Here is a 24,143-nt window from a genome sequence, read left to right as displayed (position 1 = left end):
TTCTTAACGAAATCCGCCGTATGCCAGCGTGACTTCTTTCGCCGCTTTGATCGCCATGGCGCCAAACTCGGTCACTCGATCGTCGGTAATGCGCGAAATGGGTCCGGAGATGGAAATAGCGGCAAACGGCTCGCGGTGTTCATCATAAATGCACGACGCCACGCAGCGCAGACCCAGCGCATGCTCCTCATCATCAAAGGAGTAGCCGCGCTTGCGCGTCTGGGCTAAATCCTCTTTCAGATGCACCGGCGACACCAGCGTGGCGTGGGTGTAAGCGTGCAGCCCTTTACGGTGCAGCAGGCCAGTCACCTGTTCTTCACTCAGTTGGGATAAAAACGCCTTACCCGCACCGGAGGCGTGCATCGGCAGTTTGCCGCCGATAGGCGCGGACATGCGCATCAGCTGGGTACACTGCACCTGGTCGATAATAATGGCCTGATGGTCGCTTTGATCCAGCACGGCCAGGTTTACCGTCTCACCGGAGTCTTCCATCAGCTTGCGCAGGATCGGGTGGACAATCGCCAGCAAATTACGGCTTTGCAAAAAGCTGCTGCCGACGATAAACGCATGCGCACCCACGGCCCAGTGGCCTAATTCACCCACCTGACGGACAAATCCTTGCTGCTGCATGGTGGTCAACAAACGGTGAGTCGTGGAGTTTGGCAAGCCGGCCTGCTGTGCCAGCTCGGTTAGCGCCACGCTGCCGTTGGATTCCGCAATCCACTCCAGTAGCTTCAGGCCGCGGGTCAGAGACTGAACCTGCCCGGTTGCAGGCGTGGTAGCAGCGGCGGGTTTTCTACCGCGTTTCGCGGGGATTGTGGCAACCATGGCGGACTCCTTTTCTGTATCGTGGAAATCATTTTCGTTTTATTCAATTATAATGCAAGAATTCCTGTACTGATCGGATGAGTGAAGCTGAACATGTCTCATGTTGGCCGTTGTTCTCTTTTCCACCTCTCAGGTTTGTGCCAGTATGGTCTGTTGAGTTTTTTTCGGTCTGGTTGAGCGTTGTCGGGAGCGAGTGTGAGCAGCAAAGTTGAACAATTACGTCAGCAGTTAAATGAACGTATTCTGGTGCTGGACGGCGGTATGGGCACCATGATCCAGGGATATCGTCTGAGCGAAGAGGATTTCCGCGGCGAACGCTTTGCCGACTGGCCGTGCGATCTGAAAGGCAACAACGACCTGTTGGTGCTCAGCAAACCTGAGGTGATCGCCGCCATCCATAACGCCTATTTTGAGGCGGGCGCGGATATCATCGAAACCAACACCTTTAACTCCACGACTATCGCCATGGCGGATTACCAGATGGAATCCCTGTCGGCGGAAATCAACTTTGCGGCAGCCAAACTGGCGCGCGCAGCGGCAGACGAATGGACGGCACGCACACCGGAAAAACCGCGTTATGTCGCGGGCGTGCTCGGCCCAACCAACCGTACGGCGTCTATCTCGCCTGACGTCAACGACCCAGCTTACCGCAATATTACCTTTGATCAGCTGGTGGCCGCCTACCGTGAATCCACCAAAGCGCTGGTGGAAGGTGGCAGCGACCTGATCCTGATTGAAACCGTCTTCGATACCCTGAACGCCAAAGCCGCTATTTTCGCGGTTAAAACCGAATTTGAAGCGCTGGGCGTTGAGTTGCCGATTATGCTCTCCGGCACCATCACCGATGCTTCCGGGCGTACGCTCTCCGGTCAGACAACTGAAGCGTTCTATAACTCACTGCGCCACGCCGATGCGCTAACCTTCGGTCTGAACTGCGCCTTAGGCCCGGACGAGTTGCGCCAGTACGTGCAGGAACTGTCGCGCATTGCCGAATGCTACGTTACCGCGCACCCGAACGCCGGGTTGCCGAACGCCTTTGGCGAATACGATCTCGATGCCGACACCATGGCGGCGCAAATACGCGAGTGGGCGCAAGCGGGCTTCCTCAACGTGGTCGGCGGCTGCTGCGGCACCACGCCGGAACACATCGCCGCGATGAGCCGCGCAGTGGAAGGCTTGCCGCCGCGCCGCTTGCCGGAAATCCCGGTAGCCTGCCGTCTGTCTGGCCTTGAACCGTTGAATATTGGCGACGATAGCCTGTTTGTGAACGTCGGCGAGCGTACCAACGTCACCGGTTCGGCGAAATTTAAGCGACTGATCAAAGAAGAGAAATACAACGAAGCGCTGGATGTCGCCCGTCAGCAGGTGGAAAGTGGCGCACAGATTATCGATATCAACATGGATGAGGGGATGCTCGACGCCGAAGCGGCGATGGTGCGTTTTCTCAACCTTATCGCCGGTGAGCCGGATATCGCCCGCGTGCCGATTATGATCGACTCCTCGAAATGGGACGTCATCGAAAAAGGGCTGAAGTGCATTCAGGGTAAAGGCATCGTTAACTCCATCTCGATGAAAGAGGGGGTTGAGACCTTTATCCACCACGCGAAGTTGCTGCGACGCTACGGTGCCGCAGTGGTGGTGATGGCCTTTGACGAGCAGGGGCAGGCCGACACCCGAGCGCGTAAAATTGAGATTTGCCGTCGGGCGTACAACATTCTTACCGAAGAGGTAGGATTCCCGCCGGAAGACATTATCTTCGACCCGAACATCTTTGCGGTCGCGACCGGGATTGATGAGCACAACAACTACGCCCAGGACTTTATCGGTGCCTGTGAGGACATCAAACGCGAACTACCGCACGCGCTGATCTCTGGCGGCGTCTCCAACGTGTCGTTCTCCTTCCGTGGTAACGACCCGGTTCGTGAAGCCATTCACGCGGTATTCCTTTACTACGCCATTCGCAACGGCATGGATATGGGGATCGTCAACGCCGGACAACTGGCGATTTACGACGACCTGCCCGCCGAGCTGCGCGATGCGGTTGAAGATGTGATCCTCAACCGTCGTGACGATGGCACCGAGCGTCTGCTGGAGCTGGCTGAGAAATATCGCGGTAGCAAAACTGATGACACTGCCAATGCCCAGATGGCGGAATGGCGCAGTTGGGACGTGAAAAAGCGCCTCGAATATTCGCTGGTGAAAGGCATTACCGAATTTATTGAGCAGGATACTGAAGAAGCTCGCCAGCAGGCCGCGCGTCCGATCGAGGTGATTGAAGGGCCGCTGATGGACGGGATGAACGTGGTTGGCGATCTGTTTGGCGAGGGCAAAATGTTCCTGCCGCAGGTGGTGAAATCCGCCCGCGTGATGAAGCAGGCGGTGGCCTACCTCGAACCGTACATTGAGGCCAGCAAAGAGAAAGGCTCCAGCAACGGCAAGATGGTCATTGCTACCGTGAAAGGCGATGTGCACGATATCGGCAAAAACATCGTTGGTGTGGTGCTGCAATGTAACAACTACGAAATCGTCGATCTTGGCGTGATGGTGCCAGCGGAGAAAATCCTCAGAACGGCACGTGAAGTGAATGCCGATCTGATTGGTCTTTCCGGGCTGATTACCCCGTCGCTGGACGAAATGGTCAACGTGGCGAAAGAGATGGAGCGTCAGGGGTTCACTATTCCGTTGCTGATTGGCGGCGCGACCACCTCAAAAGCGCACACGGCGGTGAAAATCGAGCAGAACTACAGTGGCCCGACGGTTTATGTGCAGAACGCCTCGCGTACCGTTGGCGTAGTCGCCGCACTCCTCTCTGACACTCAGCGCGATGACTTTGTCGCCCGTACGCGTAAAGAGTACGAAACCGTGCGTATCCAGCATGCGCGTAAGAAACCGCGGACCCCACCAGTAACGATACAGGCTGCCCGCGACAACGATCTGGCCTTCGACTGGGAAAACTACACGCCGCCGGTGGCGCACCGCCTCGGCGTACAGAGCGTTGAAGCCAGCATCGAAACGCTGCGCAACTACATCGACTGGACGCCGTTCTTTATGACCTGGTCGCTGGCCGGGAAATACCCGCGCATCCTCGAAGATGAGGTGGTGGGAGAAGAGGCGAAACGTCTGTTCAAAGACGCCAATGACATGCTGGATAAACTCAGCGCTGAGAAGACACTGAATCCGCGCGGCGTGGTGGGCTTGTTCCCGGCTAACCGCGTGGGGGACGACATCGAGATTTACCGTGACGAGACGCGTACGCACGTCATCAACGTCAGTCATCACCTGCGCCAGCAGACGGAAAAAGTCGGTTTCGCCAACTACTGCCTGTCTGACTTTGTTGCGCCGAAACTGAGTGGCAAAGCGGATTACATCGGTGCTTTCGCAGTTACCGGCGGTCTGGAGGAAGATGCACTGGCGGACGCCTTCGAAGCCCAGCATGACGACTACAACAAGATCATGGTGAAAGCGATCGCCGACCGCCTGGCGGAAGCGTTCGCGGAATATCTGCACGAGCGCGTGCGTAAAGTCTACTGGGGCTATGCGGCGAATGAGAACCTCAGTAACGAGGAACTGATCCGCGAAAACTACCAGGGAATTCGCCCGGCACCGGGCTATCCGGCTTGCCCGGAACACACCGAAAAGGCCACCATCTGGGAACTGCTGGATGTAGAAGCGCACACCGGGATGAAGCTCACCGAATCCTTCGCGATGTGGCCAGGTGCGTCGGTTTCCGGCTGGTATTTCAGTCATCCAGACAGCAAGTACTACGCCGTGGCGCAAATCCAGCGCGATCAGGTTGAAGATTACGCCTTCCGTAAAGGCATGAGCGTGGCGGAAGTCGAACGTTGGTTAGCGCCTAATCTGGGCTATGACGCTGACTGATTCACAAAACTGTCATCTTTATTTACAACAAACAGGGCACTCAATGAGTGCCTTGTCTCTTTATTACGTTTAAACCCTTATACTGAAAGAACGTTCATCGGTACTGCTTGCCGGATGGCACATTTTTGTCGGCCTGATAAGCGTGGCGTCATCAGGTGTTATGTCATCGCTATGAGCCTCAGGAACATATAACGATAAGGAGAACCTGATTCCGTGCTAACTCTGTTACACCTGCTTTCTGCTGTCTCTATGCTGGTTTGGGGTACTCATATTGTGCGCACCGGCGTGATGCGCGTCTTCGGCGCCCGTTTGCGTACCGTACTCAGCCGTAGTGTTGAAAAGAAGCCGCTCGCCTTTTGTGCGGGTATCGGCGTGACGGCGCTGGTACAAAGCAGCAACGCCACCACCATGCTGGTGACCTCGTTTGTCGCGCAGGACCTCGTCGCGCTCACCCCTGCGCTGGTGATTGTACTCGGCGCTGACGTCGGGACCGCGCTGATGGCGCGTATCCTGACCTTCGATCTCTCCTGGCTGTCGCCACTGCTGATTTTTATCGGCGTGATCTTCTTTCTCGGACGTAAGCAGTCCCGTGTGGGGCAACTGGGGCGGGTTGGTATTGGACTGGGGTTGATTTTACTGGCGCTGGAACTGATTGTGCAGGCAGTAACACCGATCACCCAGGCTAACGGCGTACAGGTTATTTTCGCCTCGCTCACCGGCGATATCATGCTGGATGCGCTGATTGGCGCCATGTTCGCGATTATCAGTTACTCCAGCCTTGCGGCGGTGCTGCTGACGGCAACGCTGACCGCGGCAGGCATTATCTCGTTCCCGGTGGCGTTGTGTCTGGTGATTGGCGCCAACCTCGGCTCTGGCCTGCTGGCGATGCTTAATAACAGCGCCGCTAACGCCGCCGCCCGCCGTGTGGCGCTAGGTAGCCTGCTGTTTAAGCTGGTGGGTAGCCTGATTATCCTGCCGTTTGTTCATCCGCTGGCAAATCTGATGGATGAACTGCCGCTGCCGAAATCTGAACTGGTTATTTACTTCCATGTCTTCTACAACCTGGTGCGCTGTGTGGCGATGGTGCCGTTCGCAGAACCGATGGCGCGTTTTTGTAAGCGCATCATCCGCGATGAGCCGGAGCTGGATACGCATCTGAAGCCCAAGCATCTGGACGTCAGTGCGCTGGATACGCCGACGCTGGCCCTGGCTAATGCCGCTCGTGAAGCTCTGCGCATCGGCGACGCGATGGAGCAGATGATGGACGGGCTGAAGAAGGTGATGCACGGCGAGCCGCGTGAAGAGAAAGAGCTGCGCAGGATGGCGGACGACATTAACGTGCTATACACGGCAATCAAGCTTTATCTGGCGCGGATGCCAAAGGATGAACTGGCGGAAGAGGAATCACGCCGTTGGGCGGAGATTATCGAAATGTCGCTTAACCTCGAGCAGGCTTCCGATATTGTCGAACGTATGGGCAGTGAGATAGCGGATAAGTCGCTGGCTGCCCGTCGCGCATTCTCCGTGGAAGGATTGAAAGAGCTGGATGCGCTCTTCGATCAGCTGCTCAGCAATCTGCAGCTGGCGATGTCGGTGTTCTTCTCTGGTGACGTGACCAGCGCCCGACGTCTGCGCCGTAGCAAGCATCGTTTCCGTATTCTCAACCGTCGTTATTCGCATGCGCACGTTGACCGTCTGCATCAGCAGAACGTGCAGAGCATCGAGACCAGCTCCTTGCACCTGGCGCTGCTGGGCGATATGCAGCGTCTGAACTCGCTGTTTTGTTCCGTGGCCTATAGCGTGCTGGAACAGCCGGATGAGGACGATGAGCGCGACGATTATTGAGTGAGGTGGACCGGTTGGCCGGATAAGGCATTTATGCCGTTATCCGGCAACGTCGGTTAGAAGCAGTGACCTGCTTCGAGGGCAACCGCGTCTTCCCCCGCTTTAAAGACGTAAGTGGTGTTCGGACCGCCAAGAATCGCCTGGCCGTTACTCACCTTAATCCAGTTTCCTTCCGGCAAACCAATCACCGTCAGCTCTGGTGCCACAACCAGCAGCTCGCGAATACGCTGTTCACGCGTTTCGCCTTTGTGGCCTTCCGGAAGCGCATTGGTGAAATGTGGGTTAATCTGCAGCGGGAACAGACCCAGGGCATCAAAACCTTTTGGATCGACAATCGGCATGTCGTTGGTGGTGCGGATGGTCTGGCAGGCGAGGTTAGAACCTGCGCTCCAGCCGATGTACAGCGCACCGCGTTTGACGACATCCACAATCGGCGCCAGCAGTCCGCGCTCGCGGCTCTCTTTCAGTAACTGGAAGGTGTTACCCCCGCCGACAATCACCAGCTCTGCGTTTTCAATGGCAGCGATCGGATCGGCAACGGTATGAATGCCAGTAACGTTGACGCCCATTGGCGCAAAGATGGCTGCCGTTTTCGCCGTGTATTCATCCCAGGTTTGCGTCACGCCAGCGAACGGAATAAACACCGCCGTACGGCGACCATTCAGCTGCTCAGCAATCAGCGGTAGCGCATGTTCCATCCAGCCTTTGCCCGGCAGCGTCGAGTTACTCAATAAAAGCAGTTCCATCATTTCTCCATGTAATCAGAAAATTACAAACCGCGCTAATGCTACCACTATCAGCGTAGCGCCTTACTGATATGGCTCACGATGTTGGAAGGGGGGAAAGCCGAACGGGTTAACCACAACCTCCTGTTGGAAAAGCCCGTTCAGACTTAACAACGATCAATCTATTGAAACAGCGTCCTTTTGCGTAGTGGCAAACGCCAGGCCTTCGTCCTCCCAGCCCTTAATACCACCAATCATTATTTTCACCGGTCGACCTAGCTGCGCCAACTTCAGCGCCGCGCGATCGGCCCCGTTACAGTGTGGGCCAGCGCAATAGACGACAAACAGTGTGTCCTGTGGCCATTTTTTCAAGGATTCCGTATTTATCAGTCGATGGGGAAGATGAATCGCGCCAGGGATATGACAACGGGAAAAACTCTCTGCACTCCCCACTACATGTAAAAGCACAAAATCTTTGTCGTCAGCAGCCATCGCGGAATGAACGTCAGAACAATCCGTCTCCATATTCAGACGTTGCTGGAAATGGGCGATAGCTTGTGCAGATGAAGCGGCTGGAATATCAGTTACGGTACTCATATTGTTGTTTTCTCTTGTGGTGAAATCAGCTGTTGTGTTACCTCTTATCTCATCAAAAAATTAACCTCGAAACACCCTCTGACCATGACAGATTCCGCCAGGATCATGACAACATCTTCTCGCCCGTTGGTCGTTGCACTCGCTTATGACGGGCTATGTACTTTCGAGTTTGGCGTCGCAGTAGAAGTTTTTGGGCTTCCGCGACCTGAACTGGGAGAGAGCTGGTATCGTTTTGCCGTGGCTTCGGTTGATCAAGGTGAATTAAGGGCAACTGGCGGGGTTCGTATCGTGGTGGACGGTGGATATGAATTGCTGCAGGAAGCAGACACTATTGTCATTCCTGGCTGGCGTGACGTGAGCTCACCGGTCCCGGAAGCATTATGCGATGCGCTTCGTGAAGCACATCAACGCGGTTGTCGAATCATCTCTATCTGTTCTGGTGTATTTGTTCTGGCTGCGGCAGGTTTGCTGGATGACCGTAAGGCGACGACGCACTGGCGTTACGTCAGTGAACTCCAGCGACGCTTTCCCGCCATCAACGTTGTGGAAGATGTCCTGTATGTCGGTCACCACGACGTGCTCACTTCGGCAGGTAGTGCGGCAGGGATTGATTTATGTTTGCATGTGGTGCGCACTGATTTTGGACTTGAGATTGCCAATAACGTGGCCCGTCGCCTGGTGCTGCAGCCCCACAGGGATGGCAGCCAGACTCAGCAGCAACTGCGTCCTGTCGCCCGCAGTCGGGAAAGCCAGCGTTTTGGTCTTTTGCTTGACTGGTTACATAACAATATCGCGCAGAAGCATACTCTTGACGCTCTGGCCAGCCAGGTCGGTATGAGTCCCCGAACGTTGATGCGGCGATTTCAGGAGTCAACGGGGCTTACTCCCGCACGTTGGCTGATGAATGAACGGCTAAACCGTGCGCAGCAGGCGCTCAATACATCCCATATCAGTATTGAGCAGATCGCGCAGCAAACCGGGTTCGGCAGCGCAAACTCTTTGCGTTACCACTTTCAAAAACGATTTGGTATCAGCCCGCAGGCATTACGTAATCAGATGCGATAGCACATTTTCACGCTCTGCTTTTTTATCCCCCGCAAGGTAGGGTATATTTCGCTGTCAAAGGAGAAATTATGCTGCCCGACTCATCCATCCGATTAAATAAATACATCAGTGAAAGCGGAATCTGCTCGCGCCGCGAGGCGGATCGCTTTATCGAACAAGGGAATGTCTTCCTGAATGGTAAACGCGCCACCATTGGCGATCAGGTGATGCCTGGCGACGTCGTAAAAGTGAATGGTCGGTTGATTGAGCCGCGTGAAGCGGAAGATCTGGTTTTTATCGCGCTGAACAAGCCGGTAGGGATTGTCAGCACCACTGAAGACAGCGAACGCGACAACATTGTTGATTTTGTTAACCACAGCAAGCGCGTGTTCCCAATCGGTCGTCTGGACAAAGATTCCCAGGGGCTTATCTTTCTGACCAACCACGGCGACCTGGTGAATAAAATCCTGCGTGCCGGTAACGATCACGAAAAAGAGTATCTGGTGACGGTAGATAAGCCGGTCACTGATGACTTTATCCGTGGGATGAGTGCCGGTGTGCCAATCCTTGGCACCGTTACCAAGAAATGTAAGGTCAAGAAAGAAGCGCCGTTTGTGTTTCGCATCACGCTGATTCAGGGGCTGAACCGCCAGATCCGTCGTATGTGCGAGCACTTTGGCTATGAAGTTACTAAGCTTGAGCGTACACGTATCATGAACGTTGGTCTGTCCGGCCTGCCGCTGGGTGAATGGCGCGACCTGACGGATGACGAACTGATCGACCTGTTCAAGCTGATTGAGAACTCGTCCTCAGAAGCCAAACCGAAGGCGAAAGCGAAGCCAAAAACCGCAGGCATTAAGCGCCCGGTAGTGAAAATCGAAAAATCGGCTGAGAAAGAGAAATCGCGCCCGGCGGCAAACGGGAAGCGTTTTACCTCGCCGGGGCGTAAGAAGAAAGGGCGTTAACGTCTGCCGCGCGTTGGCGTATTCGCTGACCAGGAAAATGATGCTTCCGCATCCGGTTTATAAGCCTGCTTTTTCTTCAACTGGCGGGCTTTTTTAGCTTCTGCTTCGCGCAAGGCCATCAGTTTATCGATGTACTCTTTCTTGATGCTGTTGGTCTCAGCGTTGGTCAGCAGCCGACCATGCGCAATGCGCGCGCGGTCGAGCAGCGTTTTCAGTTCACGCTGTTCGCGCTCGGTCATCTCTTTTTGGGTAATGCGGGGGAGTGCCATAAGGGTGCCCTCTGTTAGCCGATATCCGCAGTGTACGGCAAAGTGCAGAGGCTGGGTAGGCCGGATAAGGTGTTAGCTGCTATCCGGCCTGCCGCCGTCAATTAGCAGCGTTCTTTTTCTTTAATCGGTTTACCGGACCAGTAACCTGCCAGCAGCGAACCGGAAAGGTTATGCCAGACGGAGAACAACGCGCCGGGCAGCGCCGCGAGCGGGCCAAAGTAGATTTTGCCCAGCGCAGCGGCAAGGCCTGAATTCTGCATGCCCACTTCAATAGCCAACGTACGACAGGTTGACTCGTCGAAACCAAACAGTTTTCCGCCCCAGTAGCCGCCGAGCAAGCCAATGGTGTTATGCAGGATTACGGCGATAATCACCACAAAGCCGACAGACGCAATGTGCGAGGCGGACCCCGCCACGACGGCGCTGATGATCGCCAGGATACACACCATAGAAAACGCCGGCAGATACGGTTCCACGGCTTTTACGACGCGTGGAAACAGATGGTGAATGACCAGCCCCAAAGCAATCGGAATGACCACGATCTGCAGAATACTCAGCAGCATACCCATCACATCCACCTGGATATGCGCGTCGACATACAGCCGTGTCAGCAGCGGCGTGGCGACAACGCCGACCAGCGTTGAAACCGATGAAATAGTCACGGAGAGCGCCACATCACCTTTTGCCAGATAGATCATGACGTTCGATGCGGTTCCGCTGGCAACGCTACCGACCAGCACCATCCCTGCCGACAGTTCCGGTGGCATATTAAATGCCAGCGCCAAAATCCATGCGGCGAGCGGCATCACCAGATAGTGCAGGAAAATACCCGCCGCGACAGGTGCGGGGCGTGAGAGTACGCGTTTAAAGTCGTCCACCTTCAGGTGAACGCCCATGCCGAACATGATCAGCATCAGCAACGACGGTACGAATGGCCCGACAGGCGTAAAGGTGGAGGGCGTGTAATACGCAATAACAGAGAGCAGCAGCGCCCATAACGGGAACAGCCGCGTGAGAGTAGCGAGCATGTTATCTTCCTTGCGATTGAAATGTGTTGTGTTGTTATAAAAAAGCCGGGTTCGAGCCCGGCTATAGTTATTGTTTATCGCGTGATGAAATATTATTCAAACAAATTATGATGCAGCTTCTGTACCACCTGTTCGGCTTCGCTACCGGGCACCAGGAAGCACAGGTTATGGCTGGACGCGCCGTAGCAAATCATGCGGATGTTGAACGGCTCCAGTACACCAAATACCTCTTTACCCACGCCGCAGGCTTTGGACAGGTCGTTGCCAATCAACGCCACCAGCGCCAGGCCTTCTTCGACTTCAACCCGGCACAGGGCAGACAGTTCCATCAGCAGAGACTGCGTTAACAGCGTATCGCCGGTGGAGGTTGAGCCGGTGGTATCCAGCGTCAGCGCTACGCTGACTTCAGATGTGGTAATTAAATCTACCGAGATATTGTGGCGTGCAAGGATGCCGAACACTTCTGCTAAAAAGCCGCGAGAGTGCAGCATATTCAGGCTATGCAGCGTCAGCAGCGTCTGCTTACGGCGTAGCGCCAGCGCACGGAACAGCGGTGGATTCGCGGTTTTATTGCAGACCAGCGTACCGCCTGCTTTTGGATCCTTGCTGGAGCCAACAAATACCGGGATATCGCTACGTACGGCCGGCAACAGGGTTGCCGGGTGCAGCACTTTCGCGCCAAAGGTCGCCATTTCCGCGGCCTCTTCAAAGGCGATTTCATCAATACGCTGCGCTGCAGGAACAACGCGCGGATCGGTAGTGTAAATGCCAGGAACATCGGTCCAGATATCGACGCGCGTTGCGTGCAGCGCTTCGGCCAGCAGGGCGGCTGTATAATCGCTACCGCCGCGCCCCAACGTGGTGGTGCGACCTTTGCCTTCGCTGCCGATAAAACCCTGAGTGATTACCAGACCTTCGCTCAGACGCGGGGCCAACTGAAGCATTGCCAGTTCAGCCAGCGTCGCGACGTCGGGTTCTGCGCGACCAAAACGATCGTTGGTGCGCATCACTTTACGCACGTCAAACCACTGCGCTTGCACGTTGCGTTCACGCAGGATCTCGACGAACAACAGGGTAGACATCAGTTCACCGTGGCTGACCAGTTCGTCGGTCAGGGCGGTTGAGGTCGCCAGTGAAGCCGCTTCTGCCAGCGTGGTGATGTTTTCCAGCAGACGTTCAATCTCTTCACGAATTACGTTTGGATAACGCAGGCGTTCCAGAATATTGAACTGAATTTGACGAATGGCGTCGAGTTTTTCGAAGCGCTCGGTTGGCTCCAGCCCTTCAGCCAGTGCGACCAGCAGGTTGGTAATTCCAGCGGAAGCGGAAAGTACCACTACACGGACGTTAGCATCAGAAAGTACCACATCAGCGCTGCGATTCATGGCATCAAAATCCGCCACGCTGGTACCGCCAAACTTGGAGACAACTACATCAGTCATAACTACCTCGTGTCAGGGAATGAATAGAGCGACCATGGCACATAAGGCAGAACGAAAACCGGTGCAGGCGCAAATGCAAATACCGTATTTATAAATAAAATGTGTAGCTTGCACTGTCAACGCTGGGATTATGCGGATTTTTCATGCTGCGTTTCCGTTCAGTAACAGCGCTTATAACATCTATACTTTTTACCCTGGTTCGATGGATACAAGGGCGATGGCATTAAAACAATCACACTTTTCTGTGACTGGCGTTACAATCGATCTCAGTCACAATTCTCAAAATCAGAAGAGTATTGCTAATGAAAAACATCAATCCAACGCAGACCTCAGCCTGGCAGGCACTACAAAAACACTTTGAAGAGATGAAAGACGTTACTATCGCGGATCTGTTCGCGAAAGATAGTGATCGTTTCGCTAAATTTTCCGCTATGTTTGACGATCTGATGCTGGTGGATTTCTCCAAAAACCGCATCACTGAAGAGACGCTGGCTAAACTGCAGGATCTGGCGAAAGAGACCGATTTGGCAGGCGCCATCAAGTCCATGTTCTCCGGTGAGAAAATTAACCGCACTGAAGATCGTGCCGTGCTGCACGTGGCGCTGCGCAACCGTAGCAACACTCCAATCATCGTTGACGGCAAAGATGTGATGCCGGAAGTGAACGCGGTACTGGAGAAGATGAAATCCTTCTCTGAAGCGATTATCTCCGGAAGCTGGAAAGGCTATACCGGTAAAGCCATTACTGATGTCGTGAACATCGGTATCGGCGGTTCAGACCTCGGCCCGTTCATGGTGACCGAAGCGCTGCGCCCGTACAAAAATCACCTGAACATGCATTTTGTGTCTAACGTCGATGGTACGCACATTGCCGAAGTGCTGAAGAAAGTGAATCCGGAGACTACGCTGTTCCTGGTCGCTTCCAAAACCTTCACCACTCAGGAAACCATGACTAACGCCCACAGCGCGCGCGACTGGTTCCTGGCGACCGCTGGCGACAACAAGCACGTTGCCAAACACTTCGCAGCGCTCTCCACTAACGGTAAAGCGGTTGGCGAGTTCGGTATTGATACCGCCAATATGTTCGAGTTCTGGGACTGGGTTGGCGGTCGTTACTCCCTGTGGTCTGCAATCGGTCTGTCCATCATCCTTTCTGTGGGCTTCGACAACTTTGTTGAGCTGCTCTCTGGCGCGCACGCCATGGACAAACACTTCTCCACCACTCCGGCGGAGAAAAACCTGCCGGTGCTGCTGGCGCTGATCGGTATCTGGTACAACAATTTCTTCGGTGCTGAAACCGAAGCGATTCTGCCGTACGACCAGTATATGCACCGTTTCGCGGCCTACTTCCAGCAGGGCAATATGGAATCCAATGGTAAATACGTTGACCGTAACGGCAATGCGGTGGATTACCAGACAGGCCCAATCATCTGGGGTGAGCCGGGTACTAACGGTCAGCATGCGTTCTACCAACTGATTCATCAGGGTACCAAAATGGTTCCGTGCGATTTCATCGCTCCGGCAATCACCCACAACCCGCTGTCGGATCACCATCCGAAACTGCTGTCTAACTTCTTCGCCCAGACCGAAGCGCTGGCTTTTGGTAAATCTCGTGAAGTGGTTGAGCAGGAATACCGCGACCAGGGTAAAGATCCGGCAACGCTTGACCACGTTGTGCCGTTCAAAGTGTTCGAAGGTAACCGTCCAACTAACTCCATCCTGCTGCGCGAAATTACACCGTTCAGCCTGGGGGCGCTGATTGCGCTGTACGAGCACAAAATCTTCACTCAGGGCGCGATCCTGAATATCTTCACCTTTGACCAGTGGGGCGTTGAGCTGGGCAAACAGCTGGCGAATCGCATTCTGCCAGAGCTGAATGATGATAAAGAAATCACCAGCCATGATTGCTCAACTAACGGTTTGATTAACCGTTATAAGTCCTGGCGTTAATCTGCTTCTTCCTTCGAGCCGCAGCGCTGTTGGCTGCGTTCGTTAACCCCGGTCGCATAGCTATCTATGCTCCCGGGGATTAACGATCTTGCCGCCTTGTTGCAATTCGAATGAATTTGCAGATTACTTATAAAAAAAGCCGATATTAATATCGGCTTTTTTTATAATCTGGCGCCCGAATATCTACGTTTTTGCTTTACACCTTTATTGAGCTTAATCCTAAAATAATTCATTCAACGTTATCGTGTTTCTGGTTTTTTCAGAATTACCGGATATTGTGTTTTTGTTTTTATATTTTAACTTTATGATTGTATTGATTTAATTATCTGACGTTAATCATTTTATTTCTTGCTATCTAATTATCCTAAATTCCCGCCTGGCGTAATTTGCACACTTTGGATTGTGTATACTCGATCTCGCCCGAAATTCTTTTGGGTAAATCTCCATTCATACAATGAAGGGAATTTGTGATGAAAAAAGTTCTGTATGGCCTTTGGGCTATATCTGCGCTTGCGGCGACTTCTGTCTATGCTGCCCCCGTTCAGGTGGGTGAGGCAGCAGGGTCGGCTGCCGCGTCGGTTTCGGCAGGAAGTTCCTCCGCAACCAGCGTGAGCACCGTAAGTTCTGCGGTGGGGGTTGCCCTTGCGGCAACCGGTGGCGGCGATGGTTCTAACACCGGAACCACAACCACCACAACCACCAGTACCCAGTAATACCGGTACGTTTAATTCTAACCACACTTCGGTGTGGTTATTTTGCCGCTGCGGAGAAATGTCGTGAAGCGACCAGCGCTGATAATGGTTTGCCTGTTATTGCAGGCGTGCTCAGCCACCACCGAAGGGCTGGGTCATTCGCTATGGGATAGCGTGTTTGGTACTCCCGGCGTACAGATGACGGACGATGAAATCAAAAACATGCCCTACGCCAGCCAGTACATGCAGCTCAACGGCGGCCCTCAGCTATTTGTGGTACTCGCGTTCGCGGAAAACGGACAGCAGAAATGGGTGACTCAGGATCGGGCCATTCTCGTCACGCAGTCTGGGCGCATGGTGAAAACGCATCTCGGCGGGGATAACCTGATCGAGGTGAATAATCTGGCGGCAGATCCACTCATCAAACCAAACCAGATAGTCGATGGGGCAACGTGGACCCGCACGATGGGCTGGACCGAACATCAGCAGGTGCGCTATGCCACCGCCCGCTCGGTTTTCGAATGGGATGGCACTGACACCATTAAGGTGGGTAGCGAAGATACGCCAGTACGGATCCTTGATGAAGAAGTCACCACCGATCAAACTCGCTGGCATAACCGCTACTGGATCGACAGCGAAGGGCAGATTCGCCAATCGGAACAGTATCTTGGCGCACGTTACTTCCCGGTGAAAACCACGCTGATTAAGGCGGCAAAATCATGATGAAACGAGCCGTTATGGCGCTGCTATTGAGCCTGAGCGCAGCGTCAGTTTTTGCTGCGGGTAGCGTTAAGGTCTTTACCTCCGCCAGCGAAGAGCCAAAGACGCTGACCGGGGCCGAACATCTGCTCGACCTGGTTGGGCAGTCGCGGTTGAGTAATAGCTGGTGGCCAGGAGCGGTTATCAGCGAAGAGCGGGCAACGACGGAAGCAGAGCGTCAGCAGCAGGCATTACTGGCTCGTCTGGCGATGCTCAGCGCTGAAGAAAGCGGTGACGATGCCGCGGCTATCAACGCATTGCGCCAGCAAATTCAGGCGCTGAAGGTGACCGGCAGACAGAAGATTAATCTCGACCCGGATGTTGTGCGCGTCAGTGAGCGAGGCAACCCGCCGTTGCAGGGCAATTACACGCTGTGGGTCGGGCCGCAGCCAACGGATATAACGCTGTTTGGCCTGCTAAGTCATCCGGGTAAACAACCGTTTATGCCCGGGCGCGATATCGCCAGCTATCTCGATGGGCAACGTCGGCTCAGCGGCGCAGATCGTAGCTACGCCTGGGTCATCTATCCCGACGGACGCACGCAAAAAGTCCCGGTCGCCTACTGGAACAAACGTCACGTTGAGCCGATGCCCGGCAGCATCATTTTTGTCGGGCTCTCTGATGCTGTCTGGCGCAGCACCCCGGATGAAATCAATGCCGACATTCTTCGCACCCTGACCCAGCGGATACCCGAATAATGAGAAAAACTTATCTGCTCAGCTTACTGGCGCTGGGCGTAAGCGTTGCCTGCCATGGTGAAACCTGGCCCGCGCCCATTGGACCTTCCCAGTCCGATTTTGGCGGCGTGGGACTGCTGCAAACCCCAACCGCACGCATGGCGCGTGAAGGCGAAATGAGCCTTAACTACCGCGATAACGATCAATACCGTTACTACTCTGCGTCGGTACAACTCTTCCCCTGGCTGGAAACTACCCTGCGCTATACCGATGTGCGTACCAAAAAATACAGCGGCGTGGAGTCGTTTTCTGGCGATCAGACTTATAAAGATAAGGCTTTTGATCTCAAACTTCGCCTGTGGGAAGAGAGCTACTGGATGCCGCAGGTGGCGGTTGGCGCGCGGGATATCGGTGGTACCGGCCTGTTTGATGCGGAGTATGTGGTGGCGAACAAAGCCTGGGGCCCGTTTGATTTCTCTCTCGGCCTTGGCTGGGGATATCTCGGGACCAGCGGCAACGTTAGCAATCCGTTTTGCTCATACAGTGATAAATTCTGCCATCGCGATAACAGCTACAAGCAGGCCGGTTCTGTTGACGGTAGCCAGATGTTCCACGGCCCGGCGTCGCTGTTTGGCGGCGTAGAGTATCAGACTCCCTGGCAGCCGCTGCGCCTGAAACTGGAGTATGAAGGTAATAATTACCAGCAGGATTTTGCCGGCAAGTTGGATCAGAAGAGCAAGTTTAACGTCGGCGCTATTTATCGCGTCACCGATTGGGCCGACGTTAACCTCAGCTATGAGCGCGGGAACACCTTGATGTTTGGGGTCACGCTGCGGACTAACTTTAACGATCTGCGACCAAACTATAACGACAATACCCGCCCGAAATATCAACCACAGCCGCAGGATGCCATCCTGCAACATTCGGTGGTGGCGAATCAGTTAACGCTGCTGAAATATAATGCCGGGCTGGCGGATCCTAAAATTCAGGTGCAGGGCGATACGCTGTATGTAACGGGTGAACAGGTGAAATACCGTGATTCGCGCGAAGGGATCGAGCGTGCTAACCGGATCGTGATGAACGATCTTCCCGATGGGATCCGCACGATCCGCATTACGGAAAACCGCCTTAACTTGCCGCAGGTGACGACCGAAACGGAGGTTTCCAGCCTCAAGCGCCATCTGGAAGGCGAGCCGTTGGGCCATGAAACTCAACTGGCACAAAAACGCGTCGAGCCCGTGGTACCGAAAACGACCGAGCAGGGCTGGTATATTGATAAGTCACGCTTCAATTTCCATATCGATCCGGTGCTAAATCAGTCGGTGGGCGGCCCGGAAAACTTCTATATGTATCAGTTGGGCGTGATGGGAACGGCGGATTTGTGGGTTACCGATCATCTGCTGACCACCGGGAGTTTGTTCGCCAACCTCGCCAATAACTATGACAAGTTTAACTACACCAACCCGCCGCAGGATTCGCATTTACCACGCGTGCGTACCCATGTGCGTGAGTATGTGCAAAACGATGTCTACGTGAATAACCTGCAGGCCAACTACTTCCAGTCACTCGGAAACGGGTTCTACGGACAGGTTTACGGTGGCTACCTGGAAACTATGTACGGCGGAGCGGGAGCAGAAGTGCTGTATCGCCCGCTGGACAGCAACTGGGCGTTTGGTGTTGATGCCAACTACGTGAAACAGCGTGACTGGCGTAGCGCGCAGGACATGATGAAGTTTACCGACTACAGCGTGAAGACCGGGCATTTGACGGCTTACTGGAATCCTTCGTTCGCCCAGGATGTACTGGTGAAAGCCAGCGTGGGGCAGTATCTGGCGGGGGATAAGGGCGGAACGCTGGAAGTGGCGAAACGCTTTGACAGCGGCGTAGTGGTGGGGGGCTATGCGACCATCACCGACGCCTCGCCGGATGAGTACGGAGAGGGTGATTTTACCAAAGGGGTGTACGTTTCTGTGCCGCTGGATCTGTTCTCGTCAGGCCCAACCCGCAGTCGTGCGGCGATTGGCTGGACGCCGTTAACACGCGATGGCGGTCAGCAGCTTGGACGTAAGTTTGGTCTGTACGACATGACCAGCGACAGGAGTGAAAACTTCCGCTGATAGATGGCCGGATGAGACCTGCGCTTATCCGGCTCTATAAACGACGTAATAATTTTGCCGGATTTCCCGCATACACGCCTTTCTCGGTGATCGATTTGGTCACCACGCTCCCCGCGCCGACGACCACGCCATCACAGATAGTGACCGCCAGAATGGTCGCTCCGCTGCCGATCGAGACATCGTCGCCAATCGTAATACGTCCCCAACTGTTGCGGTCGGCATTGGGTTTTCCTTCGCGAAACATATCGTTGGCGAACATCACGCCGTGACCGATAAAACAGCGAGCGCCGAGGGTGACATATTCGCAGATGAAGGTGTGCGACTGAATTTTGCTGTCTGCGCCAATCTGCGTATTACCCTGGATTTCAACAAATGGTCCGACAAAAACGTTGTCCCCTAATGTGCAGTCGTAGAGATTTGCGGGTTCATAGATCACCACGTTCTCACCGCAGGTAACGTTGCGAACAGCGGATTGTCTGAGCTGCATAATTCATCCTGTGAAATGTGTCGTGACATACATCATTCCCTGCTGACCTTTCTTGCACAAAATATAAACAAAAAATGTAGATCTCTGTCACATTTTTGCGTTATACAGGAACCTTGCCACTGAGTAAGAGGTGCTGTTATGACATCGCTATCTCGTCCGCGCGTGGAGTTTATCTCCACTATTTTACAGACCGTGTTGAATCTGGGGTTGCTGAGTCTGGGCCTGATCCTGGTCGTATTCCTCGGGAAAGAAACGCTGCATCTGGCGGATGTGCTGTTCGCGCCGGAACAAACCAGCAAGTATGAACTGGTGGAAGGGCTGGTGGTTTACTTTCTCTACTTTGAATTTATCGCGCTGATTGTGAAGTACTTTCAGTCAGGTTTTCACTTTCCGCTGCGCTACTTTGTCTATATCGGGATCACTGCGATTGTGCGGCTGATCATTGTCGATCATAAAGCGCCGATGGATGTGCTGATCTATTCTGCGGCGATCCTGCTGCTGGTGATCACCCTGTGGCTGTGTAATTCCAAACGGCTGAAGCGAGAGTAAAAGACAACACGCCGCAATTGGGCTGCGGCGTGTTTTGGGTAAAAATTACTGCGCAGAGGCCGGCTGGGTTTTCTCCGCCGCGGGTTCCCACAGTTCTTCAAATTTATCCACCGTCATGATCGCCAATACGGTAAAGCTAAGGTTGATCACGCCGATGGCGATAACGCCTGCGCCAAACTAATTCTGTTTAATTTGTCGAGTTTCAGGCGAAAAATTGATTTGCAGTGATGGGGGGCACGAAAGGAAATAATCGTAAGCGTAATGCAAAATAACATAAAAAAAGGGCGCTCCGTAGAGCGCCGAATAACAGTCACAGGTTGGGATAACATAAGTTGAGGGTTGCAGTGGCATTGCCCGTTGCCGGGCAGTTACTTCGGTAAAACTTAACCTTTCACACCACCCGCCGTCAGTCCGTTGACCAGCCAGCGCTGTGCCAGCAGGAACACCAGAGTGATCGGAATGGCTGAAAGTACAGCTGCGGCGGCAAAGTCGCCCCACAAATAGTTCTGTGGATTGAGGTACTGCTGCATACCTACCGCAAGGGTATAGCTGTTCACATCACGCAGCAGCAGTGATGCGACCGGTACTTCGGTAATTGCGGCAATGAAAGACAGAATAAACACGACCGCCAGAATCGGAACGGAAAGCGGCAGCAACACTAGGCGGAATGCCTGCCATGGCGTTGCGCCATCCAGCGCGGCCGCTTCTTCCAGCGAACCGTCGATGGTTTCGAAATAGCCCTTAATCGTCCACACATGCAGCGCAATACCGCCAAGATAGGCGAAGATCACGCCACCGTGAGTGTTCAGACCAATAAACGGAATGTACTGGCCCAGGCGGTCAAACAAAGCATACAACGCGACCAGAGACAGCACCGCCGGGAACATCTGGAATATCAGCATCCCTTTCAGCAGGGTTGCTTTGCCCGGGAAGCGCATACGGGCAAAGGCGTAAGCGCAGGTGGTGGAAAGCGTCACGATACCGATCGCGGTAATGGTGGCTACTTTCACCGAGTTCCACAGCCATAACAGCACCGGGAACGGCGGCGGCGTCACGCGGCCATCCGCGTGTTCAACGCTAAAGCCCAGCGCCAGTTTCCAGTGTTCCCAGGAGATATTTTCCGGGATCAGGCTGCCGGTGGCAAAGTTCCCTTCACGCAACGAGATAGCGATAACCATCAGCAGCGGGAACATGATCGCTGCAATGAAAATCAGCAGCAGCAAGTGCGTTGTTATGAGACGCAGTTTCTGAGATTTGGGTTGTACCATAGCCATGTTCGTTGTCTCCCTTAATCAAACTTCATACGCGTGGCTTTCAGGTTCACGATGGCCAGCGCACCGACCAGCAGGAAGATCAGCGTGGCAATCGCCGCCGCCAGACCGAAGTCCTGACCACCGCCGCCTTCGAAGGCGATACGGTAGGTGTAGCTCACGAGCAGGTCGGTATAGCCTGCTGGCGTGGTGGTACCAAGACGGTCTGGACCACCGTTGGTCAACAGTTGAATCAGCACGAAGTTGTTAAAGTTAAAGGCGAAGCTGGCGATCATCAGCGGCGTCAGCGGCTTAATCAGCAGCGGCAACGTAATCTTAAAGAAGTTCTGGAACGGACCTGCACCATCCATCGCCGACGCTTCATACAGGTCGTCAGGGATCGCTTTAAGCAGACCCATGCACAGGATCATCATGTACGGGTAACCAAGCCAGGTGTTGACGATAATAATCATCGAACGCGCGGTGGTTGGGTCGCTGAACCAGGCCGGTTTGATGCCAAACAGTGCGCTCAGCATCATGTTGATTTCACCGAAGCTCTGGTTGAACAGCCCTTTGAAAATCAGAATCGAAATAAACGACGGTACGGCATACGGCAGAATCAGCAGGACACGGTAAATCGCTTTGCCTTTGAGAGACTCCCACTGTACGAGACAGGCCAGTACCATCCCCACGGCCACGGTGAGGATCACGGTCAGAACGGAGAAGACCACCGTCCAGACAAAGATGGCGAAGAACGGTTTCTGAATGCCTTCGTCGGTAAATACGCGGGCGAAGTTGTCCCAACCGATGGCAACGGTATAGCCTGGGCTGAGTTTTTCGTTACCCCAGCTACCGTCAGCGTTAATTGCCTGATAATAACCAATATCGTTGTTGGCGCGATATTTTACGCCGCTTTGGCTGTTGGTGAGCGTGCCGTCATCAGCGAGCGTATAGAGTGGCTGCGTGCCGGAAAACTGGCGCAGTGAACTCATAATCACTTTGCTTTCATCTGGCAGGATGGCGGTGAGTTGGGTTAACGCCTGGCGATTTTGCGTGATGATACGCAGCGTCGCACGTTCGCCCGCTGGCAGCGCCTCGGCTTCTTTCAACTGCAGTTTCTGTTCGCCGCCAAATTTAAAGGCGTCGGAGAGATAATTCTTGCCAGTTTCACCGTCGGTGAGGGCCAGTTGCCACTCCGTACCCGCCGGATACAGGCCGAAGTTGTAGGTTTTCCCCGCCTGATAAGAACGGTCCATCAAGACTTCCTGAGCACGTTCAAAGGTCAGTTGGTTGGTGCTGCTGTAGTTGGTAAAGGCAATTGCGATAGTACAAATTAGCGGAAACAGGACAAACAGCCCCATCCCTGCAACGCCTGGGTAAACATAGCGCCAGGCGTAGGCTTTACGGTTAGCAAAAATATACAGGCCAGCAGAGCTTAAAATCAGCGTCATGATGGCAAACAGGTACTCCCCCTGAGCATACATCAAAACAACAAGGTAACCGACCAGCAGCCCAAGCAGACCCATCACTGACCATTTCAGCCGGTCGCTTTGCCACCAGTGTTTCTTTTTAATGACATCCATGGGGATCAATCCTCTTTACGCTTTATCCTTCGCACTACCTCTTTGTTGGCTGCGGAAGCTCACCCCAGTCACTTACTTATGTAAGCTCCTGGGGATTTGCCTCCTTGCCGCCTCGATGTAGCGCGAATGATTTCGCGTAACAACGTATTCAATAAACCTGATTCCCTAAGAAATAAGGGAAACCGTATTACTTGGTGATACGACCTTGTGCATCTTTCAGCGCGGCATCGACGGTCTGACGGCCGCTGGCAGCGTTGATCACTGCGGTACGAACGGCATACCAGAATGCAGACATCTGCGGGATGTTCGGCATGATCTCGCCTTTCTGGGCGTTATCCATGGTGGCCGCGATACGCGGGTCTTTCGCTAACTGATCCTGGAAGGATTTCAGCGCAACCGCGCCCAGCGGTTTGTCCTTATTCACTTCATCCAGACCCTGATCGGTCAGCAGGTAGTTTTCGAGGAACTCTTTTGCCAGTTCTTTGTTCGGGCTGGCAGCGTTGATACCTGCGCTCAGAACGCCCACGAACGGTTTGGACGGTTTACCCTTGAAGGTTGGCAGCAGGGCAACGCCGTAATTCACCTTGCTCTTATCGATGTTGGACCACGCCCACGGACCGTTGATGGTCATCGCGGTGTCACCTTTGTTAAAGGCCGCTTCGGCGATGGAGTAATCGGTATCCGCGTTCATGTGTTTGTTCTTGATCAGATCAACCAGGAAGGTCAGACCTGCTTTTGCGCCCGCGTTGTCCACGCCCACGTCTTTCACGTCGTACTTGCCATTTTCAAACTTGAACGCGTAACCGCCGTCGGCGGCAATCAACGGCCAGGTGAAGTACGGTTCTTGCAGGTTGAACATCAGCGCGGATTTCCCTTTCGCCTTCAGCTCTTTATCCAGCGCAGGAATTTCTTCCCAGGTTTTTGGCGGGTTCGGAACGAGGTCTTTGTTGTAAATCAACGACAGCGCTTCAACCGCGATCGGGTAGGCAATCAGTTTGCCGTTATAGCGTACGGCATCCCAGGTGAACGGATAGAGTTTGTCCTGGAACGCTTTATCTGGGGTGATTTCAGCCAGCAGGCCAGACTGAGCATAGCCGCCAAAACGGTCATGTGCCCAGAAGATGATGTCAGGGCCATCGCCAGTCGCGGCAACCTGTGGGAACTTCTCTTCCAGTTTGTCCGGGTGCTCAATGGTGACTTTGATACCGGTGTCTTTCTCGAATTTTTTGCCCACTTCAGCGAGGCCGTTATAGCCTTTGTCGCCGTTAATCCAGATAACCAGCTTACCTTCTTCAATCTTGGCGAGAGCCGAGGCGGAAAACATCATCGTCGTTAATGCAGACAATGCGAGGATGCGTGCGCCAGTTTTGATTTTCATAGTTCCCATCCTGTTTGGTGATTTTGCAGAGGTGGCTTAACGGTTACTAGTTTCTTTATACGACAACCTCTTTCCATCCT

Annotated in this window: 20 protein-coding genes; 10 read left to right on the top strand and 10 right to left on the bottom strand. The window is 53.9% G+C overall.

The window, feature by feature from the left end; genetic code table 11:
• Window positions 1–3: 3 nt before the first annotated feature.
• Window positions 4–828: a glyoxylate bypass operon transcriptional repressor IclR gene (gene iclR, locus HV037_RS22740; RefSeq protein ID WP_047357748.1), complete on the bottom strand. Its 825-nt coding sequence runs from the start codon at window positions 826–828 to the stop codon at window positions 4–6.
• A 195-nt stretch (window positions 829–1,023) separates the two neighbouring features.
• On the opposite strand from iclR, the gene metH reads away from it, so the two are divergent.
• Together metH and HV037_RS22730 are read left to right on the top strand one after the other, a co-directional pair.
• Window positions 1,024–4,707: a methionine synthase gene (gene metH / locus HV037_RS22735; RefSeq protein WP_094761858.1), complete on the top strand. Its 3,684-nt coding sequence runs from the start codon at window positions 1,024–1,026 to the stop codon at window positions 4,705–4,707.
• Window positions 4,708–4,920: 213 nt separating this feature from the next.
• Window positions 4,921–6,552, top strand: a complete 1,632-nt coding sequence (locus HV037_RS22730) for a Na/Pi cotransporter family protein (protein WP_103284362.1) — start codon at window positions 4,921–4,923, stop codon at window positions 6,550–6,552.
• A gap of 56 nt (window positions 6,553–6,608) precedes the next feature.
• Here the strand turns inward: HV037_RS22730 and pepE are convergent, their stop codons facing one another.
• Both pepE and HV037_RS22720 read right to left on the bottom strand, forming a co-directional pair.
• Complete coding sequence (gene pepE / locus HV037_RS22725; RefSeq protein ID WP_103284361.1) at window positions 6,609–7,298, bottom strand: dipeptidase PepE; 690 nt, start codon at window positions 7,296–7,298, stop codon at window positions 6,609–6,611.
• A gap of 156 nt (window positions 7,299–7,454) precedes the next feature.
• The gene (locus HV037_RS22720; RefSeq protein WP_019077882.1) at window positions 7,455–7,874 is read right to left on the bottom strand and encodes a rhodanese-like domain-containing protein; all 420 of its coding nucleotides are present in this window, start codon (window positions 7,872–7,874) and stop codon (window positions 7,455–7,457) included.
• An 84-nt stretch (window positions 7,875–7,958) separates the two neighbouring features.
• Here HV037_RS22720 and ftrA point away from each other — a divergent pair, with 84 nt between their 5' ends.
• Window positions 7,959–8,939: a transcriptional regulator FtrA gene (ftrA, locus tag HV037_RS22715; protein ID WP_103284360.1), complete on the top strand. Its 981-nt coding sequence runs from the start codon at window positions 7,959–7,961 to the stop codon at window positions 8,937–8,939.
• 68 nt (window positions 8,940–9,007) lie between these two features.
• Window positions 9,008–9,883, top strand: a complete 876-nt coding sequence (gene rluF / locus HV037_RS22710) for a 23S rRNA pseudouridine(2604) synthase RluF (protein ID WP_016155331.1) — start codon at window positions 9,008–9,010, stop codon at window positions 9,881–9,883.
• Here the strand turns inward: rluF and HV037_RS22705 are convergent.
• From HV037_RS22705 to lysC, 3 genes are all read right to left on the bottom strand, one after another.
• Window positions 9,880–10,152 (bottom strand): DUF3811 domain-containing protein, encoded by a 273-nt coding sequence (locus tag HV037_RS22705; RefSeq protein WP_003826541.1) that lies wholly within the window; start codon window positions 10,150–10,152, stop codon window positions 9,880–9,882. The genes rluF and HV037_RS22705 overlap by 4 nt on opposite strands.
• Window positions 10,153–10,253: 101 nt before the next feature.
• Window positions 10,254–11,180 carry a ketopantoate/pantoate/pantothenate transporter PanS gene (gene panS, locus HV037_RS22700; RefSeq protein ID WP_016155433.1) on the bottom strand — a complete coding sequence of 309 codons (927 nt, stop codon included), beginning with the start codon at window positions 11,178–11,180 and terminating at the stop codon, window positions 10,254–10,256.
• Between the two features lie 92 nt (window positions 11,181–11,272).
• Window positions 11,273–12,622, bottom strand: a complete 1,350-nt coding sequence (gene lysC, locus HV037_RS22695) for a lysine-sensitive aspartokinase 3 (protein WP_103284359.1) — start codon at window positions 12,620–12,622, stop codon at window positions 11,273–11,275.
• Between the two features lie 302 nt (window positions 12,623–12,924).
• Between lysC and pgi the strand changes: the two genes are divergently transcribed.
• From pgi to HV037_RS22670, 5 genes are all read left to right on the top strand, one after another.
• Window positions 12,925–14,571 (top strand): glucose-6-phosphate isomerase, encoded by a 1,647-nt coding sequence (pgi, locus tag HV037_RS22690; RefSeq protein WP_103284358.1) that lies wholly within the window; start codon window positions 12,925–12,927, stop codon window positions 14,569–14,571.
• A gap of 470 nt (window positions 14,572–15,041) precedes the next feature.
• Window positions 15,042–15,284 (top strand): exopolysaccharide production protein YjbE, encoded by a 243-nt coding sequence (yjbE, locus tag HV037_RS22685; protein ID WP_003826562.1) that lies wholly within the window; start codon window positions 15,042–15,044, stop codon window positions 15,282–15,284.
• A 63-nt stretch (window positions 15,285–15,347) separates the two neighbouring features.
• The gene (locus HV037_RS22680) at window positions 15,348–15,986 is read left to right on the top strand and encodes a YjbF family lipoprotein (protein ID WP_046275310.1); all 639 of its coding nucleotides are present in this window, start codon (window positions 15,348–15,350) and stop codon (window positions 15,984–15,986) included.
• Window positions 15,983–16,720 carry a capsule biosynthesis GfcC family protein gene (locus HV037_RS22675; RefSeq protein WP_103284357.1) on the top strand — a complete coding sequence of 246 codons (738 nt, stop codon included), beginning with the start codon at window positions 15,983–15,985 and terminating at the stop codon, window positions 16,718–16,720. The genes HV037_RS22680 and HV037_RS22675 overlap by 4 nt, the downstream gene beginning before the upstream one ends.
• On the top strand, window positions 16,720–18,816 hold the full coding sequence (locus HV037_RS22670; protein WP_103284356.1) for a YjbH domain-containing protein: 2,097 nt from the start codon (window positions 16,720–16,722) through the stop codon (window positions 18,814–18,816). Before HV037_RS22675 ends, HV037_RS22670 begins: the two co-directional genes overlap by 1 nt.
• Before the next feature lie 34 nt (window positions 18,817–18,850).
• On the opposite strand, the gene HV037_RS22665 is transcribed toward HV037_RS22670, so the two are convergent.
• Window positions 18,851–19,306, bottom strand: coding sequence for an acyltransferase (locus HV037_RS22665; RefSeq protein WP_161784581.1), 456 nt, complete (start codon window positions 19,304–19,306; stop codon window positions 18,851–18,853).
• A 135-nt stretch (window positions 19,307–19,441) separates the two neighbouring features.
• Here HV037_RS22665 and psiE point away from each other — a divergent pair, with 135 nt between their 5' ends.
• Window positions 19,442–19,852, top strand: coding sequence for a phosphate-starvation-inducible protein PsiE (psiE, locus tag HV037_RS22660; protein ID WP_003031674.1), 411 nt, complete (start codon window positions 19,442–19,444; stop codon window positions 19,850–19,852).
• A 383-nt stretch (window positions 19,853–20,235) separates the two neighbouring features.
• Here psiE and malG read toward each other — a convergent pair whose 3' ends face one another.
• The 3 genes from malG to malE all read right to left on the bottom strand — a co-directional run bounded on the left by malG (window position 20,236) and on the right by malE (window position 24,063).
• The gene (malG, locus tag HV037_RS22655; protein WP_094761852.1) at window positions 20,236–21,126 is read right to left on the bottom strand and encodes a maltose ABC transporter permease MalG; all 891 of its coding nucleotides are present in this window, start codon (window positions 21,124–21,126) and stop codon (window positions 20,236–20,238) included.
• 14 nt (window positions 21,127–21,140) lie between these two features.
• Entirely contained in the window at window positions 21,141–22,685 is a 1,545-nt protein-coding gene (gene malF / locus HV037_RS22650; protein WP_016155440.1) for a maltose ABC transporter permease MalF, read from the bottom strand.
• Window positions 22,686–22,872: 187 nt separating this feature from the next.
• The gene (malE, locus tag HV037_RS22645; protein ID WP_016155342.1) at window positions 22,873–24,063 is read right to left on the bottom strand and encodes a maltose/maltodextrin ABC transporter substrate-binding protein MalE; all 1,191 of its coding nucleotides are present in this window, start codon (window positions 24,061–24,063) and stop codon (window positions 22,873–22,875) included.
• Window positions 24,064–24,143 lie beyond the last annotated feature (80 nt).

The sequence above is a fragment of the Citrobacter sp. RHBSTW-00017 genome, assembly GCF_013797615.1.
Lineage (GTDB): Bacteria > Pseudomonadota > Gammaproteobacteria > Enterobacterales > Enterobacteriaceae > Citrobacter > Citrobacter braakii.
This window is presented reverse-complemented; position numbering and strand designations above follow the sequence as displayed.